Source organism: Kitasatospora sp. NPDC017646 (assembly GCF_044329365.1).
Classification (GTDB): Bacteria; Actinomycetota; Actinomycetes; order Streptomycetales; family Streptomycetaceae; genus Kitasatospora.
Genome location: NZ_JBIRJC010000003.1, coordinates 450446 through 465534 on the forward strand (window position 1 = coordinate 450446; position 15089 = coordinate 465534).

Sequence of the window (15089 nt, forward strand, 5' to 3'; positions counted from 1 at the left end):
GCCCGCGGATGCACCCCATTCTCGCCCCCCCCTCCCACCCTGCGCCCGTCACCCCCCCCCCCCCCCCTCCTCCCCCTGGGGGGGCCCGGGGCCCCCCCCCCCCCCCCACTCCTCGCTCGTCTACGGGTGATCAGCTACTGGCACGCGGGGACGGCAGGGACGCCGAGCCGGTGAGGAGGGGCCACTCGCGGTGGAAGGGCGGGAAGGGGAGCTTGCCCTCGATGACCGGGGTGCCGAAGATCTTCAGGTGGGCGGTCAGTGCGCCACTCAGGTCGACGCCACCGACCAGGGCCCAACTGCCCTGGAGCTGGGGCGCGTTGCCGGGGACGTCGACCGTGAGGGAGCCGTCGGCCTTGGCGCTCAGGTAGGGAGCGACGGTGGTCTCGACACCGACGGTGTCGTAGAGGCCGAGGCTGATCTCGGCGCCGAGGGCGGCACGGACCGAGGCCTTGCCGTTGAGACGGACGTGCACCGGGGAGACCTTGGTGTCGGCGTTGGTGGCCGAGGTCCAGCCCTTGCCGCCGGTGTAGTCGGCGCGCACGGCCCAGGTGCCGGTGGCGTCCTGCTCGGCCTCCAGGTGGACCTGGCCGTCGGCGCCGACCTCCAGGTAGCAGGTGAGGCCGAGGTTGACGACCACGGGCAGGCCGGCGACGGTCAGCACCGGGCTGGCCTGCAGCTTGGCGAAGGGTACCCGGATCGGCGCCGCGCCGGTGTTGCGGGCGACGTCGCCGGTGACCTTCCAGTTCGCGTGGGCGCCGAGGTCGAAGCCGACGGAAGCGGTGCGCGGGCTGGTGGCGGCCGCGCCGTGGTAGGCGAAGTGGACGGCCGGGTGCAGTTGGAGGGAGCCGGAGGCTTCCAGGCTGGCGCCGCCGGGCAGCGGGACGGGGGCCTTGACGTCGACCTCCAGGGTGCCGGAGGCATCGGCCTTCACGCCGCCCAGGTCGGCACCGATGCTGGCCTTGACGTCCTTGACCAGCGGGGTCACCTGGATGCCGTGCACGTCGATCGGCACCTGGCCGTCCGCCTCGGTGCCGCCGAGGAGTTCGGAGAGGGTGGCCGGACGGGTGGTGAGGTTGAGGGTGTTGCCCGCGCCGGGGTTGACCCCGGTGACGGCGACCAGCGCGCCCTGCGGGGCGGCGGCGGTGGGCGGGCTGGCGATCAGCTGACCGGGCTGGACGGGGGCGGCGGTGGCGGAGGCGGAGGCGGAGGCCGACGCCGACGCCGACGCCGACGCCGACGGGGCTGCGGTCGGCGAGGCGGTCGCGCCGCCCGCCGTGAGCACCGCGGTGCCCTTCCCCGGGTCGTACGAGGTGAGCTGGAGGGCCTTGTTCGCGGCCGTGACCGCGCCGCCGTCCTTGCCCGGGGTGCCGATGGCGGCCTGCTTGTCCCCGGCGGGCGCGGCCGTGACGTTGGTACCGGCCGGCGTCGGACGGCCGGAGGCCGGGGTACCGGCCCGGGCGTGCGGGGCGCCGGGGGCGGACGCGGCGGACGCCGGGCTGCCCCCGGCGGTGGTCGCGGCGGTGGCGTCGGCGGTGCTGGTGGCGGCGGCGGGTTCGCCGGCCGCTCGGGAGGTGCTGCCGGGATCGGTGGGACCGCACGCGGCCGTCCCGGCGAGGATGAGGGTGAGCAGGGCTGCGGGCGCGGCCCGGCCTATCGAGGGCTTGAACACGCAGCGTCATGTTACTGACGAGGAATAAGTTTGTCGAAGGCAGGCCGGTGCGGGGGCTGGAGGAAGACCTGTCCGCAGGTCAGACCAGCCGCGCGACGGGCAGCCGGCCCGTCGGCAGGGCGCCCGCCGCGGGGGCCCCGGCCAGCTCGGCGAGGTAGTGGGAGCGCGCCATCGGCACCGCCCCGAGGCTGCGCACGTACGGCCCGTCCCACTGGGCGTCGAGCAGCCGTCCGCCCGCGGCGCCGAACCGCGCGCCGAGGTCGGCGACGGCGACCCGGGCGGCGTCGGGCCGCCGGTGGAACATCGAGTCCAGGCTCAGCACCGGCCCGACGGCCACCCCGAACGCCCCTCCGATCAGCTCCCCGCCCTCCCAGACCTCCACGCTGTGGGCCGCGCCGCGCGCGTTCAGCTCCATCAGGGAAGTCCGCAACTCCTCGGTGAGCCAGGCTGGTTGCCGCCCATCGGCGCAGGCCTTGAGCACCGCTCCGAAGGCCGCGTCCGCAGTCGTGAACCACTCCGCCGCGCCCGCCGCGCCCCGCACCCGCCGGGCGAGCCTGCGGGGCAGCCGCACCTGGGCGGGCCGCAGCACCGGCCGCGGGTCCGGTGACCACCACGCCAGCGTGTACGGGTCCTCCGCGCCCGGCAGCACGGCCACCTCTCCCGCCTCGACGGCCCCTGCGTACACCGCCTCGTTGTAGGCGCTCGCGTACTCGTCCGCCGCGGGCAGCGGGAACAGCCCGTACCGGTACGCCGTCAGCAGCCGCTCCGGTCCGAGCTCCCCGCCGAAGGCCACCGGCCTCTCACCGGTGGCGAGTTGGAGGTCCAGCGCAGCGAAGCCGGTCACGGTCACAGGAACCCTTCGCCCGCCAGTCGCACCAGGTAGTGGTCCAGCAGCGCGCCGTCCACCTCCGGCAGTTCGATCCCACTGCCCTCCAGGGCCGTCTCCGCGTTGAGCCGGTCGAAACGCGGGAACACCGGCTGGAAGTACAGCTCGCTGATGGACAGGTCCACCCCCGGCGCCCGGTCGACGAACAGCGGGACGAAGGGCGTGATCGGGTGCGTCGGGTGCCCGGCGGCGAACCGGACCAGTCGCTGCACCCAGTCGCGGTAAGGGAGTTCGGTGATCCGGTGGCCGCGCGCCCGCAGCCGGTCGGCGAGGTCGGGGAGCCCGGCCGGGTTCGGCGAGGTGAGGTGGTAGACCTCACCGTCGGCGGGCGCGTGCGCGGCGATGTGGGCGACCGCGCGGGCGAACCGGTCGGCCGGGACGAAGTCCAGTGGCAGCCGCACGTCCGGGCAGGTGCCGCTGTCGGCGAAGTACTTGATCAGCGCGCAGAGTTCCGTGCCGGTGTTCATCACCCCGGTCACCAGGTCCCCGGTGACGTCGTTGGTGCGCATCACGGTGACCGGCAGCCCGCCCGCCGCCGCGTTGTGCAGCAGCTGCTCGGCGACCCACTTGCTCTCCACGTAGCCGACGCCCAGCCGCTCGGGGTGGGCGAGCGGCGTGCGCTCGGTGACCTCGCGGACGCCGGCCGCGCCGAATCCGGCCAGCACGGCGAGGGTGGAGAGGTAGTGCACCGGTATGCCCCGGCTGTGCCCGGCGAGCCGGACCACCTCCCGGGTGCCGCCGACGTTGGGTGCGCGCAACTGGTGGTACGGGTAGAGGAAGTTGACCTGTCCGCCGAGGTGGTACACGGCGTCCAGGCACCCGGCCAGCCACTCGAACCGACGCTCCGTCAGCCCCAGTCGTTCGGCGGCCAGGTCCCCGACCAGCGGAACGACCCGGGCGTCCGCCAGGTCCCGTCGCAGGAAGCGCTGTCTGCTGGCGCGCAGCCGTTCCAGCGCGTGTTCCTGGTCGGGCGCGCGGACCAGGCAGTGGATCCGGGCCCGGGTGGTGGCGAGCAGGACGTCCAGCAGATGGGCGCCGCAGAAACCGGTGGCGCCGGTGAGCAGGATCTCGGCGGGCTCCGCCCGGGACGGCGCGGGGTTCCAGGACTGGCCCACGGGGTGGGTGAGCCGGGCCTCGGCGTGCCAGTCGACGGCGGCCTCGCCCCGGTCGACGCCGGTGCGGGCGGCCTGGAGGGCGGCCGTGAAGTCGCGCAGCACGGGCGAGCGCAGCAGCGCCCGGGTGAGGGTGCGGACGTGGCCGACGTCCAGGCCGAACATCATCCGGGCCCGGGCGAGCATCTCCATGGCGAGCAGCGAGGTGCCGCCGAGGGCGAAGAAGTCGCCCTCGAGGCCGACGTGTTCGACGCTGAGGAGCTCCGCCCACAGGTGTCCGACGGCCGCCGCCACGGTGTACGGTCCGACGACTGCCCCCGCCGGGTTCGGTCCGACGGTTGCCGTCACGGCGTTCGGTCCGACGGCCACCGCCGCCCCCGAGTCCGGTCCGGGCGCCACCGCCACGGTGTCGGGACCGACCGCGGCCGTCACGGCGGCGGACGGGCCCGTTCGCACCGCGGCCTGTGGCAGCGAACGCCGGTCGATCTTCCCCGCCGCCGTGAGCGGCATGGCCGTCAGCGGCACGAACTCCGCCGGGACGAGGTACTCCGGCAGCCGCTCCGCCAGGAAGGCCCGCAGCAGCTCGGGCCGCACGGCGGCGTCCCCGAGCGTGTAGTAGGCGGTGAGCACCCGGCTGCCGTCCGGCGCGCTGCCGTCCGCCGCGACCCGGGCCTGCCGCACCGCCGGATGGTCGGCCAGCACCGCCTCGACCTCGGCCGGGTCGACCCGGTGCCCGCGCACCTTCACCTGGTCGTCGAAGCGCCCGAGGATCTCCAGCTGTCCGTCCGCCCGCCAGCGCCCGGCGTCGCCGGTGCGGTACATCCGCTCGCCGGGCAGCGGCGCGTACGGGTCGGGTATGAACGATTCGGCGGTGAGCCCCGCCTGCCGCCAGTAGCCGCGCGCGAGGCCCGGCCCGCCGAGGTGGATCTCGCCCCGCTCGCCGGGCCGCACCGGCCGCAGCCGCTCGTCCAGCACGTGTACCCGCACGCCCGGCAGCGGGCGGCCGATCGGCACCGGCGCGGTGGGGGCGTCCAGCAGCTCCGGGGCGACCTCGCAGTGGAGGGAGGTGACGGCCGCCTCGGTCACCCCGTACGCGTTGAGCAGCCGCACGCCCGGCAGCCGGTCCCGGCAGGCCCGGCAGTCGTCGGCGTGCACCAGGTCCCCGCCGACCACCACCAGCCGCAACCCGGCCGGTGCGGGGCCGCCGGGTGGCAGCAGGTCGAGCACGTGGTGCCAGTACGCGGGCGTGAAGTCGGCGACCGCCAGGCCGAGCTGGGGGAGCCGGCGGACCAGCTCGGTGGGCGCCCAGGTGTCCCGGCCGCCGAGGACGACGGTCGCGCCCGCGAGCAGCGCGGAGAACACCTGCTCCAGCGCGGTGTCCGCGCCGAGCGCGGCCAGCTGGAGCACCCGCTCGCCGGGGGCGAGGCCGTAGGCGCGGACGACCCGGTCGAGGGTGAACACCAGTGAACGGTGGGTGACCGGCACGCCCTTGGGCCGGCCGGTGGTGCCGGAGGTGTAGATCAGGTAGGCGAGGTCGTCCGGCGCGCAGGTGTCATCCGGGACGCCCCCCGGCACCTGTTCGGAGGGCTCCACCCCCTCCACCCCGTCGAACCCGGGCCCGTCCGCGACCGCCACCCGCGCCCCGCAGTCCGCCACCAGTGCCGAGAGCCGCCGCCGCGGATGCGCCGGGTCCAGCGGCAGGAAGGCCGCGCCGGCCTTGAGCACCCCGAGCCAGGCCACCACCAGCTCCACCCCGCGCCGCAGGCACACCGGCACGACCTGCTCCGGCCCCACCCCTCGGGCGCGCAGGGCGGCCGCCAGCCGGTCGCTGCGCTCGTCCAGCTCGCGGTAGCTCAGCGTGGCGCCCTCCCCCACCACCGCGACCGCCGCCGGATCGTGCGCCGCCCGCGCCCGTAACAGCCTGTGCACGGTGTCCGCGAAACCGGCGCGGGCACCACGGACGCGCGCCTCCTGCCAGTTCCGTTCCACCCAGGCGCGGCACTGCGCCCGCCCGGCGGGCCCGTACACCCGCCGCCACCCGGCCGGCAGGGTCAAGTCCCCCGACCAGAGCGCGTACTGTCCGTCGTCATTCCGCACCACGGCGTGACGCCCGGAGTTCACATCCGTGCGTACGCCCCGTGCGCTGTCGGCTACGTCGTCCACCGGCTTGACCTCGTGCTGGAGCGGCAGAATGCTGGGAGGTGCGACAATTCCGACTATACGCATCCACGGCACACCGACAACGCCCGTCGCACAGTCCGCCGGACGCCGCTGAGCCGTGGGTGGATCGTTCCCGAAGACCGTCCTCGCCCGAACTCCCCCGCTCCGGCGGGGTGGTGTCGCGGAGGGGGGAGCCTCGTTGACTCTCCGGCGACAACGCCTGATGGTGTGTTACCTGAGCTGGATGGTGCTGTTCACCGGCATCTACTTCGCCGATCCCGGCCTGCGGATCATCTGGTGGACGGGCATGGGCCTCGGCGGCGTCGCCGCCGTCGTGGTCGGCGTCCGGCTCAACCGCCCCCGGCACCCGCTGTTCTGGTACCTGCTGGCGCTGGCCAACCTCAGCTTCACCACCGGCGAGGCGGTGCAGGCCCTCCAACTCGACATCCTGCACCTGCAGAACCCGTTCCCGTCCGTCGCCGACGGCTTCTACCTCGCCGAGTTCGTGCTGTACGCCGTCGGCCTGCTCGGCTTCATCCGCTGGCGCACGGCCCGTCAGGACCGCGCGGGACTGCTCGACGCCCTGATCATCACGCTCGGCCTGGCCCTGCTCGTCTGGATCTACCTGATCCTCCCGTACGCCCTGAACCCGAACCTCACCTGGCTCCAGAAGGCCGTCTCGATCGCCTACCCGCTCGGCGACGTGGTCGTGCTCGCCCTGCTGCTGCGGCTGTTGACCCCGCGCGGCGGCAAGTCCCGCTCGCTGCAACTGCTCACCGTCGGCGCCCTGGGCCTGCTCACCGCCGACGTCCTCTACGGGCTGATCCAGCTGCACGGCACCTGGCACATCGGCACCGGCGTCGAGCTCGGCTGGGCCGCCTTCTACACCGCCTGGGGCGCCGCCGCGCTGCACCCCTCGATGGTCGAGCTGACCAGGCCCGTCCCCACCCAGCAGCCCGACCTCTCCGCCAGCCGGCTCGCCCTGCTGACCATGGCCTCGCTGATCGCGCCCGCCATCCTGATCATCGAGTCACTGGCCGGGAACACCGCCAACGCCGGCGTGATCGGCGCCTTCTCCGCCCTGCTCTACCTGCTGGTGCTGGCCCGGCTGGCCGTCGTGGTGGTCGCCCGCCGCCAGGCGGTGGCCCGGGAACGGACGCTGCGCGAGGCCGGCGCCCGGCTGACCGCGGCCGTCACGGTGGCGGAGGTCGCGGACGCCGTCCAGGCCGCCGCCTCCACCCTGATGCCCGCCGAGCGCGGGCACGTCGCGCTGCTCGCGGTCACCGAGTACGGGGTGCTGCACGTCCGGCGGGCCGGGAACGGCAAGGGCACCGGACAGGACGGGGGCTCCGGCGGGCCCCGGGAGCGGGCCCGGGCGCCCCGGGAGGAGGCCGAGGTGCCGCACGAGCCGGCCGAGGTGTCCCGGGAGCAGGCCGAGGAGGAGGTCCTCACCCGCCTCGCCGCCCACCGCGAGACCCGCCTGCTGCCCGTCGGCTCCGTCGACCTTCCCGTCCATCTCGGCGGCATGCCCGCCGCCCTGGTCTGCCCGCTCACGCTGGCCGAACGCCCCTCCGGCGACCCGCTGATCGGCGCGCTCGTGGTCACCGGCACCGAGCAGGAGCTGACCAGCCTCTGGAGCTCGCTGGAGATCCTGGCCGCCCAGGCCGCCCTGGCCGTCGAACGCGTCATGCTGAGCCAGGAGGTCATCCGGCGCAACAGCGAGCTGTACTTCCGCGCCCTGGTGCAGAACGCCAGCGACGTCATCCTGATCCTCGACGCCGACGACAGCATCCGCTACGCCTCCTCCTCCGCCGAGCGGGTGCTCGGCCGCCCCGACCTGGACGGCACCCTGCTGACCGACCTCGTCCCGCCCGAGGACAGCCGGGAGGTCGGCAGGGCGCTGGCCCGGATGCGCGGTCCGGCCGACCCGCCCCGGAGCGACCAACCGCGCGAGCACTGGCGGCTGCTGCGCCAGGACCTCAGCCCGATCGAGGCCGAGGTCCGCTACACCGACCTGCGCGACGACCCGACGGTCGGCGGCCTGGTGCTCACCCTGCGCGACGTGACCGAACAGCGCCAGATGGAGCGCGAGCTGACCCACCGGGCCTTCCACGACTCGCTGACCGGCCTCGCCAACCGGGTGCTGTTCCAGGACCGGGTCGGCCACGCGCTCGCCCGCGGCCAACGCAGCGGGGCCGTCACCGGGGTGCTGTTCATCGACCTGGACGACTTCAAGGTGGTCAACGACACCCAGGGCCACGCGGTGGGCGACGAACTGCTGGTCGCCGTCTCGCTGCGGATCTCCACGGCGCTGCGCAGCTCGGACACCGCGGCCCGGCTCGGTGGCGACGAGTTCGCCGTCCTGGTGGAGGACGCCCTGTGCCCGACCGACGTGGACACCATCGCGGGCACGGTGCTCTCGGTGTTCGCAGAACCGTTCAAGCTCAGCGCGGGCGCCGTCCGGGTGAGCGCCAGTGTCGGCGTGGCCACCACCGAGGACAGCGTGGACGCCGCCGAACTGCTCACCCACGCCGACCTCGCGCTCTACTCGGCGAAGGCGGCCGGCCGCCGCCAGTGGTGCCACTACCGGCCCGCCTTCCAGGCCGGGCTGGTGGAACGGCACGAGCTGAACGAGAACCTGGACTCCGCCATCGCGGAATCGGCCTTCCAGCTGTACTACCAGCCGATCGTCGACCTGCGCACGGGCGACCTGGTGGCCTTCGAGGCCCTGGTCCGCTGGCCGCACGACCGGCGCGGCATGGTGCTGCCCGACGAGTTCATCGCCCTCGCCGAGGAGAGCGGCCAGATCGTCCCGCTCGGCGCCTGGGTCCTGGAACGCGCCGCCGAGGAGGCCGCCACCTGGCACGCCGCCAGCTCCGCCGCCCGCGCCGCCGCCGGGCTGCCCCCGCTGCGGGTCAACGTCAACGTCTCCGCCCGCCAGTTCCGTGACGCCGGCTTCGTCGACGTGGTCCACCACGCCCTGGGCTCCTCCGGCATCGACCCGCGCACCCTCGTCCTGGAACTCACCGAATCCGTCCTGATGCGCCGCGACGACCGGCTGCGCGCCGACATGTCCACCCTCGGTGAGCTCGGCATCGGCCTGGCCATCGACGACTTCGGCACCGGCTACTCCTCGCTGTCCTACCTGCGGGAGTTCCCGATCTCCCTGCTGAAGATCGACAAGTCCTTCATCGACGGGCTCGGCCTCTCCCCCCAGCAACAAGCCCTCGTCGAGGGCATCACCCGCATCGCCGACACCCTCGGCGTCCAGGTCATCGCCGAGGGCATCGAACACCCCTCCCAACGCGACCTCCTCGCCGCCATGGGCTGCCCCCTCGGCCAGGGCTACCTCTTCGCCCACCCGATGGACGGCACCCGGGCACGGGCCCTGGTCCGACGGGCGACGTACGAACCGGCCTGATCCCCGTCCGGCAACCCGGGCCGCGCCGACGGGAGTCCATGCCCGTCGGCACACCACGGGGCGGGTCAGGGGTTGGCGCGCATGAGGTCCAGCAGCCCGGGGAAGCGCTTGTCGAGGTCCTCCCGGCGCAGCGTCGCCGCGCGGTTGTTGCCGCGGTCGACCTGGCGGACCAGGCCGGCTTCGCGCAGGACGCGGAAGTGGTGGGTGATCGTGGACTTGGAGACCGGGAGGTTGAAGGAGGCGCAGGTGCGGGCCGTCCCCTCCGCTTCCCGCAGCAGGGCCGCGACCACCCCGTAGCGCAGCGGATCGGCGAGTGCGTTCAGGACGGTGCGCAGGTCCATCTCTTCGATCGAGGGGTGGCCTTCGGCGTCGGGCATGAAATCGACTCCTCCTCCATGAGGTATGGGTTGCATCGTACCTCGATCTCATGACACGGTGAGGTTCGAAAAAATCCTTACCTGGTCGCCCAGCGGCCGGGCTCAAGCCTGGAGTTGTGCCACATGAGTACGCAGACCACGTCGTCTGCCACGCCCGCCGTCGCAACGGACGGGCCAGCGCCCGGCCGTGCGCTAACCCTCGCGGCGGTTCTCCTCGCGGTGTTCGTCGTGCCGATGTCCATCTCCGGCACCGCCGTCGCCCTCCCCGACATCGGCACCAGCACCCACGCCGACCTGGCCCCGCTGCAGTGGGTGGTGAACGCCTTCAACGTCGCGTTCGCCTGCTTCACCCTGGTCTGGGGCTCGATCGCGGACGTCATCGGCCGGGTCAAGGCCTTCACGGCCGGCGTCGCTCTCTACGCCCTCGGCTCGCTCGCCAGCGCCGTCGCCACCAACGTGGTCTGGCTGGACGCCGCCCGCGCCCTCACCGGCATCGGCGGCGCGGCGATCTTCTCCTGCGGCGCCGCGATCATCTCCACCGTCTTCGACGGCCCCGCCCGCGCCAAGGCCTTCGCGATGTTCGGCACCATCGCCGGCATCGGCGTCGCCATCGGCCCGTCCCTGGCCGGCGCGCTGGTGCAGGGCCTCGGCTGGCGCTGGGTGTTCGCGGTGCACGCCGTCGCCCTGGCCCTGGTGCTGCTCGCCGTACCCGCCGTCTCCCGCGCCATGCCCTCCGACGGCGGCAGCGGCGGGCGGATCGACGTCCCCGGCAGCGCGCTGTTCGTGGTCGCCATGGTGCTGCTCACCACCGCCATCGTGCAGGGCTCGCAGTGGGGTTGGGGCAGCGCGGGCGTGCTCGGACTGTTCGTCGGCGCGGTCGTCGTCCTCGTCGTGTTCGTCGCCGTCGAGAACCGCAGCGCGCACCCCATGCTCGACCTGAGCGTGCTGCGCAACCGCCGCTTCGTCGGCCTGTGCCTCGTCCCGGTCGCCGCCTCCTTCGGTTTCGTCACCATGCTCACCTACCTGCCGAGCTACCTCACCGCCGTCACCGGGCGCGACACCGGTGCCGCGGGCCTGCTCATGCTGCTGCTGACCGCCCCGGTGCTGATCCTGCCGATGCTCGCCGCCAAGCTGGTCGGCCGCGGCGTCTCCGCGCTCACCCTGATCTACCTGAGCCTGGTCTGCCTCGTCGTGGGCGACCTCGCGCTCACCCTGCTCTCCCCCTCCGTCACCGTGCTCGTGCTCGCCGCCCCCATGCTGGTCACCGGTGCCGGCATGGGCCTGTCGGCCGGCCTCGTCGACGGCCAGGCGCTGGCGATGGTCGACCCGGCCAAGGCCGGCATGGCAGCGGGCTTCCTCAACACCCTGCGCCTCGGCAGCGAGGCCGTCGCCGTCGCGGTGTACGGCTCCGCGCTGGCGACCGTGCTCGGCACCCGCGTCACCGACGGCATCGGTGCGCACGAGGGCGCCACCCAGGCCGCCCAGGTCACCGCCAAGGCCGCCGGCGGCGACCTCACGGGGGCGGCCGAACTGTCCGGTGCCACCGACCGCAAGGGCTTCACGGACTTCCTCGCCAACGCCTACGACTCCGCCTTCCACTCCGTCCTGTGGGGACTCGCGGCCGTCGGCGTGGTGCTGCTCGTGGTGATCGCCGCCCTGCTCCGGGGCGGGCAGAAGACCGAACCGCAGACCACGGCCTGAACCACCGGCCGTCCACAGCCGCGGGAGGGCGGCCACCCCCGAACCGCCCTCCCGCACCCCACCCCGCGTCGGCAACAGCCACCCCGGCGCCTGCCACCTCGAAAGCCGGCCCGGCACCGCAACCCCCGAGCGGTGCCGGGCCCTCGTCCGTCACCCCAGCGCCAGTCGAAGGACTCCAACCCATGCACAAGCACACCACCGCCCAAGTCGTCGTCGTCGGGGGCGGCCCCGTGGGCATGCTGGTCGCGGCCGAACTCGGCCACCACGGCGTCTCCACGGTCGTCCTGGAGGCCAACCCGGAGACCGTCGACCAGCCGAAGGCCGGCACCCTGCACGCCCGCACCGTCCAAGGCCTGGCCCGCCGCGGCCACCTGCGCGCACCGCAGGGCAGCGACGCGGCCCTGGCCCGACCGTCCGCCGACGCCTTCCACTTCGCCGGGATGCCCGGCCTGGTCATCACCGCCCCCGGCACCGAGCCGAGCCCCATCGTCGGCCGCTCCCAGGCCGACCTGGAACGGGACTTCGAGCACCGTGCCCGTGCCCGGGGCGTCACGGTGCTGCGCGGCCACCGGGTCACCGAACTCGCGCCGGGCCCGGACACCGTCGAGGTCACCGCCGAAGGACCGGACGGCGTACGGCAGTTCACCGCCGAGTACGTCATCGGCACGGACGGAGCCCGCAGCACCGTGCGCGAACAGCTCGGCTTCGCCGCCGAAACCCACGCCGCGACCGTCTCCGCCCTGCTCGGTGTGGTCCGCCTGGCCGACCCCTACCGCGTACCCTCCGGCTGGAACCGCACCCCCCGCGGCTGGACCATAGCGGGCGTCAACCCGTATGGGCACAGCCGCTTCTTCACCATCGACTTCCGCGGCCCGCACCCCGACCGCCACTCCCCGCTGACCCTGGCCGAGTTGCGCGCCGAGGCCGAACGCATCCTCGGCCACCCGGTGCCCATGACCGACCCGGTGTTCTTCTCCAGGTTCAACGACTTCGCCCGCGTGGTGAGCGACTACCGCAAGGGCCGGGTCCTCCTGGCCGGAGACTCCGCCCACGTGCACTTCCCGGTCGGCGGCCAGGGCCTCAACCTCGGCCTGCAGGACGCCCTCAACCTCACCTGGAAGCTCGCCCTCACGATCAAGGGCACCGCCGGCAAGGACCTGCTGGACACCTACGACACCGAACGCCGCCCGGTCGCCCGGCGGGTGGTCGACAACACCCGGGCCCAACTCGCCCTGATGCGGCCCGATCCCGGCCTCGACCCGCTGCGCGAGCTGTTCACCGGACTGCTCGGCGTGAGCGCGGCCAACGACCACCTGGCCAACATGATCAGCGCCCAGGACACCGCCTACCCCCCGCGCACCTCGGACGGGTCCTCCTGGGAAGGCCAGTTCCTGCCCAACCTGCCCCTCACCACCGACGAGGGCCCCACCGACGTCATCCGCCTGCTGCAGCCGGGACGCCCGGTGCTCCTGCTCCTCGGCGCCGACCAGGAGGCGCACCGCAAGCAGGCCGAGGGCTGGTCCCACGTCCTGCGCACCGTACGGGCCGGCAGCAGCCGACAACTCCCGTGGGACGCCGTGCTGATCCGCCCGGACGGCTACCTCGCCTGGGCCTCCGACGGCGGCCCGCTGGCGGGGACGCTCCGCGAGTGGTTCGGCGAGCCATAGGGCGCGGCCGGCCCCGAACGCACGCGCCGAAGGGCGGGTACGGCGAGCCGTACCCGCCCTTCGGCGCGTTCCTACCGGAGTGTCACCACCGCACCGGCAGCGCGGTCGGCCGCCGCAGCACCGTGCCGCTGTCCCACGGCACCGCCGCCGGCTCGACGTCCAGCGTCAACTCCGGGAACTCCCGGGCCAGCCTGGTCAGGACGGCCACGATCTCCATCCGGGCCAGCGCGGCGCCCATGCAGTGGTGCATGCCGTAGCCGAACTGCAGGTGCCGCTTGGCCGGTTGGCGGTCGGGGTCGATCACCAGCGGGTCCGGGAAGACCTCCGGGTCGCGGTTGGCCGCGAAGGCGTCCGGATAGACGACGCTGCCCCGCGGCACCAGGCCCACACTGGTCTCCAGGTCGCGGCCCGCGATGCGCGGGAACGCGGAGATGGTGCCGAGGGGGATGAGACGGATCAGCTCCTCCGCCAGCCGCGGCGCGATCCCGGGCTCGTCGGCCAGCCGTCGCCACAGCCCCGGGGCGGCGAGCAGGGCGTACAGCGACTTGGTGAGCACGGAGACGATGTTCTGGTCGGCGCCGAGTAGCGAGCCGAAGAAGATTCCGGTCAACTCGGCGTCGTCCATCGGCGGTTCGACCCGGTCCCGGTCGGCCCGGAACCTCTCGATCAGCCCGCCGGCCACCACCGGGCGGGCGCCGGTGACCAGGTCCTGGACGTAACCGTAGACCCGGTAGAAGTGCTGGACGAGGTCCGGCACGTTCTCGTGCGAGGCGAGCTGGATCACGCGCGAGGACGGCCGGAAGTAGTCCACGTCCTGGACCGGTACCCCGAGGAAGTGGCAGTTGACGGCTATCGGGACGCGGTCCACCAGGTCGGTGAACAGGTCCGGGGACTGTGCTTGCCGAAGTCTCTCGATCCCCTCGTCGATCACCCGGTCCAGCACCCCGCGCAGCCCCTCGACACCCGCCGCGCTGTAGTCGGCGGCGACGAAGCCGCGCACCCGGGCGTGGTGCGGGGCGTCGAGGTTGAGCAGCAGCTCCTTCGGCATCACCGTGGGCAGGAAGCTCGGCCCGCCGTCGACGTTGGTCTCGGCGCGGCCGGACGTCGGATCGGTGAGCAGCTTGTGCACGTCGGCGTACCGGGTGAGGTGCACGGCCCGGTGGCCGCTGGGCAGCTGGATCATCGGCAGGCCGCCCGGACCGGGCTCGGCGAGCGGGGTGAACGGCGGGACGGGGTCCAGGTTGGGGATGTCCACGGCGGTGACGGTCGAGGGTCGGACAACGGTGGTCATGCGTCCTCCAGAGGGGTCAGGTGAGGGCGGGCAGGCCGGTCAGACCTGACAGCTCGCGCACGGCCTGGGCACTGTTGCGGAAGTGCACGGCGCGCCAGCCGCATCGGCGGGCGGCCACGCAGTTCTCGGGCAGGTCGTCCACCAGCACGCACTCCTCGGCCGTCACGCCCGCCTCCTGCTCGGCCAGGCGGAAGATCTCCGGATCGGGCTTGCGGAACCCGACCTTGCAGGAGTCGACCACGCAGTCCACCGCACCGGCGGGCGCGACGATCGCCTGCCAGTAGGGCTCCCACTCGGCGACGTTGTTGCTGAGGATGCCGACCCGGAAGCCCTGCTCCTTGGCATGGCGGACGGTCGCGGTCATCACCGGGTTGGCGCTCACCCCCTCGAACCACTGCTCGCCGAAGCGCTCGAAGCGCGCCCGGGACAGGTCGATGCCGGGGTTGGCGTCCCGCAGGACGCGGACCATGGACCGGCCCCACTCGGCCTCGGTGAGCATGGCCAGTTCGATGGGCGCGAGAGGCTCGACGCCCAGCTCGTCGGCGACCGCGCCCAGCGCGGTCTTCAGCTGGCGGGGGGTGATGCCGGTACGGGTGTGGTACGAGTCGAAGAGGTCCTCCAAGGGCGGCGAGAGGACACCCCCGAAGTCGAACCAGATCATGGGTTTGGACATGCAGCGTCTCCTTGTGGTGCCGGGACGGCAGTGCGGGCTGGTCGAGCGGCGCGGGCTGCTGATCGGGATGCCGGGCCGTGCCGGCTCGCCCGGCCGGCGGCCGGCCGCCGGCCGGGCTGACGGGTCGATCAG

9 protein-coding genes are annotated in these 15089 nt (G+C 73.7%); 3 read left to right on the forward strand and 6 right to left on the reverse strand.

Going from position 1 to position 15089, the window contains the following annotated elements; genetic code table 11:
* Positions 1-130: 130 nt before the first annotated feature.
* The 3 genes from ACH4J0_RS07705 to ACH4J0_RS07715 all read right to left on the reverse strand — a co-directional run bounded on the left by ACH4J0_RS07705 (position 131) and on the right by ACH4J0_RS07715 (position 5893).
* Entirely contained in the window at positions 131-1669 is a 1539-nt protein-coding gene (locus ACH4J0_RS07705) for a hypothetical protein (RefSeq protein WP_396237264.1), read from the reverse strand.
* A 79-nt stretch (positions 1670-1748) separates the two neighbouring features.
* Entirely contained in the window at positions 1749-2513 is a 765-nt protein-coding gene (locus tag ACH4J0_RS07710; RefSeq protein WP_396237267.1) for a leucyl/phenylalanyl-tRNA--protein transferase, read from the reverse strand.
* Between the two features lie 2 nt (positions 2514-2515).
* The gene (locus tag ACH4J0_RS07715) at positions 2516-5893 is read right to left on the reverse strand and encodes an amino acid adenylation domain-containing protein (RefSeq protein WP_396237269.1); all 3378 of its coding nucleotides are present in this window, start codon (positions 5891-5893) and stop codon (positions 2516-2518) included.
* A gap of 178 nt (positions 5894-6071) precedes the next feature.
* Between ACH4J0_RS07715 and ACH4J0_RS07720 the strand changes: the two genes are divergently transcribed.
* Positions 6072-9248, forward strand: a complete 3177-nt coding sequence (locus tag ACH4J0_RS07720) for a putative bifunctional diguanylate cyclase/phosphodiesterase (RefSeq protein WP_396237271.1) — start codon at positions 6072-6074, stop codon at positions 9246-9248.
* A gap of 65 nt (positions 9249-9313) precedes the next feature.
* Here the strand turns inward: ACH4J0_RS07720 and ACH4J0_RS07725 are convergent, their stop codons facing one another.
* Entirely contained in the window at positions 9314-9625 is a 312-nt protein-coding gene (locus ACH4J0_RS07725) for an ArsR/SmtB family transcription factor (RefSeq protein ID WP_396237273.1), read from the reverse strand.
* Between the two features lie 123 nt (positions 9626-9748).
* Here ACH4J0_RS07725 and ACH4J0_RS07730 point away from each other — a divergent pair, with 123 nt between their 5' ends.
* Complete coding sequence (locus ACH4J0_RS07730) at positions 9749-11326, forward strand: MFS transporter (protein WP_396237275.1); 1578 nt, start codon at positions 9749-9751, stop codon at positions 11324-11326.
* A gap of 182 nt (positions 11327-11508) precedes the next feature.
* Positions 11509-12993: an FAD-dependent monooxygenase gene (locus tag ACH4J0_RS07735; RefSeq protein ID WP_396237277.1), complete on the forward strand. Its 1485-nt coding sequence runs from the start codon at positions 11509-11511 to the stop codon at positions 12991-12993.
* Between the two features lie 82 nt (positions 12994-13075).
* Here ACH4J0_RS07735 and ACH4J0_RS07740 read toward each other — a convergent pair whose 3' ends face one another.
* Together ACH4J0_RS07740 and ACH4J0_RS07745 are read right to left on the reverse strand one after the other, a co-directional pair.
* Positions 13076-14284: a cytochrome P450 gene (locus ACH4J0_RS07740; protein WP_396237279.1), complete on the reverse strand. Its 1209-nt coding sequence runs from the start codon at positions 14282-14284 to the stop codon at positions 13076-13078.
* Positions 14285-14300: 16 nt separating this feature from the next.
* Complete coding sequence (locus ACH4J0_RS07745) at positions 14301-14957, reverse strand: HAD family hydrolase (protein ID WP_396237281.1); 657 nt, start codon at positions 14955-14957, stop codon at positions 14301-14303.
* Positions 14958-15089: the final 132 nt, after the last annotated feature.